At 50.2% G+C, this 3,272-nt stretch carries 4 protein-coding genes; all 4 read right to left on the reverse strand.

Features of this window, described 5'->3' with window-relative positions:
* Positions 1-1,159, reverse strand: a 1,159-nt coding sequence (locus tag KOO63_02335; protein MBU8920675.1) for a hypothetical protein, incomplete at its 3' end; no start/stop codon positions are given.
* A gap of 15 nt (positions 1,160-1,174) precedes the next feature.
* Entirely contained in the window at positions 1,175-1,699 is a 525-nt protein-coding gene (locus tag KOO63_02340) for a chromate transporter (protein MBU8920676.1), read from the reverse strand.
* Positions 1,700-1,806: 107 nt separating this feature from the next.
* Entirely contained in the window at positions 1,807-2,937 is a 1,131-nt protein-coding gene (gene cheB, locus KOO63_02345; protein MBU8920677.1) for a chemotaxis-specific protein-glutamate methyltransferase CheB, read from the reverse strand.
* Between the two features lie 23 nt (positions 2,938-2,960).
* Positions 2,961-3,272 (reverse strand): hypothetical protein (locus KOO63_02350; protein MBU8920678.1); only part of this gene is annotated, 312 nt, incomplete at its 5' end.

A 3,272-nucleotide genomic window follows, 5' to 3' on the forward strand; every position in this document is an offset into this window, starting at 1 on the left:
GCGCGAAAACACCACGTCCCCCTCCCCTGGCACCCATAAGAGTCGCTGCAGGTCCCATAATACCACCCATATCGATCGACACACCTTCGGAACAGGCGAAAATCAATCCAGGCCTTTCCCCCCTGATGCCAAAAAGTACTACCCTGCCAGGTAATTCCTTTATTTTATTCACCATCTCCCGTAATTCTCCAGGATCAGTTCCATCGAATTCCCTTACAAATATCCCCGTCTCACCTATTGTCATATCGGGTTCATCCATTTCACTGGCCATGTGTGAGGCGAGTTCACGGGCGAGCTCCGATTTTTCTTTTCGGAGCTTCCTGCTCTCCTCGAACAGTTTCTCGACTGCCGTTCCGGTCTCTCTCCAGTCAGTGGTGAATATTCTTGCCAATCTGTCAGCGAGAACATGTTTTTCAGAATAATCAGTCAACGAGCGCATTCCACATACGAACTCGATCCTTGTCCCGCTTCTGACTTTTTCGAGACCCGTGATCTTCAGAAGTCCGATCTGACCGGTCGAGCCGCAATGAGTACCACAGCAGGATGAAACATCCACGCCCTCCACATCGACTATCCTGACACTATCGACATCTTCCGGTAACCTGCTGCGGATCCTGGATTTTTCGTCCTGCTTCTCTCGAATTTCTTCATACTCAGCCCTCAATACCACTCTCGATGTGATTGGAATGTTCTCCAGAATGATCTCGTTGACTCTTCTCTCGACCTTGTCTTTCATCCCCTCTGGTCCGATTTCCCTGTCGAGGTCTATTGTCGACATATCCTCCCCGAGATGAAATCCAACGGTCTGCAACCCGCACATCTCCAGAAATACTCTCGATAAAAGGTGCTGCCCTGAATGTTGCTTTGTATGATCCAGCCGCCTTTCACGTTCTATCTCTCCCACAACAGTCTCTCCCACTGACAGCACGCCATCGATATGGTGGCAGACACCATTGTTGTCTTCCAGGACAAGGACAACCTTTTGTCCACCGAGAGTTCCCCTGTCGGATGGCTGTCCCCCGGATTCGGGATAGAAAAAAGTCCGATCGAGCCATATCCTGCTCAGCCCGTCCGGACCACTTTCCACCTTCCTCACAATAGATGAAAACTCCATCCTGTCAGGCTCGGAAAAATACCCTCTCTCCTCAAAGTCCGGCAAAGAACAACTCCCTTTTTATCTGTAAAAAATCAGTCCGACGACAGCTGCCGCGGCTATTGTATAAATCGGATGGACCTTCAGAAAAAAGACTACCAAAAAAGCGGCCAAAGCTATCATCACAGTGTCCCAGGAACAGACAGATCTCGGAGCCAGATGAGCCACGGTGACCATCAGCAACGCGATGACAACCGGCCTGATCCCCCTTATCATCCCCTGCACTGAGGGCACATTTCTGAACTTGTAATAGAGAATGCTTAGAATGATGATAAAGATACTCGATGGCAGCAGTATTGCTGTTAGCGCAGAGAACGCCCCGATCACACCACCGGTCTTCAGTCCGATGCATATAGCCAGTTTCGTCGCTATCGGGCCTGGCAAGGCATTGGCCATGGCAAGGGCGTCTATAAATTCCTCCGCCGTGAGCCATGCGTAGTTATGCACGACCTCATCTTCGATGAGTGGTATTAGAGCGGGGCCTCCGCCATAGCCGAACGTCCCGACCCTGAGAAAAGCGAAAAATATAGACCAGTACAATCCCACGCGAACCTCTCCGATGAAAGACCGATCTCCCTGAGGGTGAATCTTATGATATCCCTGGAAAAGCTACAACCGATTTTATCCTGTCAAGCTCAGGGCCGCGTGCGCTATCAGACTTCGCCGATATGAGTTTTCCGTGCGATCGGGGAGTATAAGAGGAAAAGCGGAAGATCGTCCAGATTGACCACATGTCCGACTGCCCCGAGTTTAAGGGCAGTCCCGGCCATTCCATAGATCAGGGATGACTGCCTGTCCTGAACGACAGTAACAGCCCCGGCCTTCTTCATCTTCAACATACCATTTGCACCATCGATGCCCATTCCGGAAAGGATTATCCCGACAGCTTTGTCTCCGATAGATGCGGCGACCGAATCCAGCAATACGTCCACCGATGGTCTGGCTCCGGATACTTCTGGAAACTCACTGTCCAGGGATATTTTCACCGCGCCACCGAGTTTACGTATCCGCATATGATTCTCCCCGGGAGCGATATAGATGAATCCGGGTTTTGCTGTTTCCCCGTCCACTGCTTCCTTTACAGTCAAAGCACATTTTTGATCGAGAGTCCTGGCAAAATAGCTCGTAAAGAATCCGGGCATATGTTGAACGATCAAGATCGGCCATGGAAACCAGGCCGGGATCTGGGGAAGTATCATTGAAAGCGCCCTGGGACCTCCGGCGGAGCAACCGATCACTACAGCTTCAAAACATTTCTTCTGCTCGATTGTAAAAAAACTGTTGTCGTCGAGCTTGCTTGCAATTGCATCGAAATCTTTCCGGTCCGGCCTGAAGAATATACTTTCTTCCTCCACACTCGTTGCTGAAACCTCTTCCTTATCCTTACTTGCACTGACAGCTGCCCTTATCATCTTTTCGAGATCATCCCTCATCTTGAGCATGTCGTCGGGACGGCCGCTTGCCGGCTTGGAAATGAAACCGAAAGCTCCCTCTTCCAGAGCCTCTATCGTAGCAAAAGCTCCTGGCTGGGTATACGAACTGACCATGATCACCGGGATCGATGAAATCGACCTGATCTTTTTCAGCGCCTGCAATCCATCGAGAATAGGCATCTTTAGATCCAGGGTGATAATATCCGGGTTATACATGGTTACGTAGCGCACAGCCTCCTCACCGTTAGTCACCTTATGGACCTTATCCACCTCGGGCATCGATGAGATCAACCTGACTATCATGGCAAGAACATGTTTAGAATCGTCGGCGCACAATACTGTGATCCCCATAAGTTCTCCTGATCTGTGATCATTCAGATCACTGCGATTTCCTTCCCGGATTTATTTCTTATTCCAAACATTATCATTACGTCACCTGTCTCCAGGTCGAAGATTACCTTCCGTTCCTTCTCCCCCCCAGTATGCATCCCCTCGATATCGATCTCCTCTTCGACCAGTATTTCAACTACACTGAGTAAAGTATTGCCTCCTATATTGGCCACAAGGCTGTCATTCCCCCTGTAACCTCCGATCGACCCACCAGTCACTTTTGCTATCAGTCTGGATTCAGGATGTACCTTACCGCGCACTTCAGATATCAGGTGCCTGGTCGCAGGCCCGGCAGA

It is taken from the genome of Candidatus Latescibacterota bacterium, from assembly GCA_019038625.1.
Lineage (GTDB): Bacteria > Krumholzibacteriota > Krumholzibacteriia > Krumholzibacteriales > Krumholzibacteriaceae > JAGLYV01.

What these genes read in the sequence shown, in the direction of transcription:
- cheB (MBU8920677.1), bottom strand. Translation starts at nt 2,937, where the DNA reads ATGGGGATCACAGTATTGTGCGCCGACGATTCTAAACATGTTCTTGCC.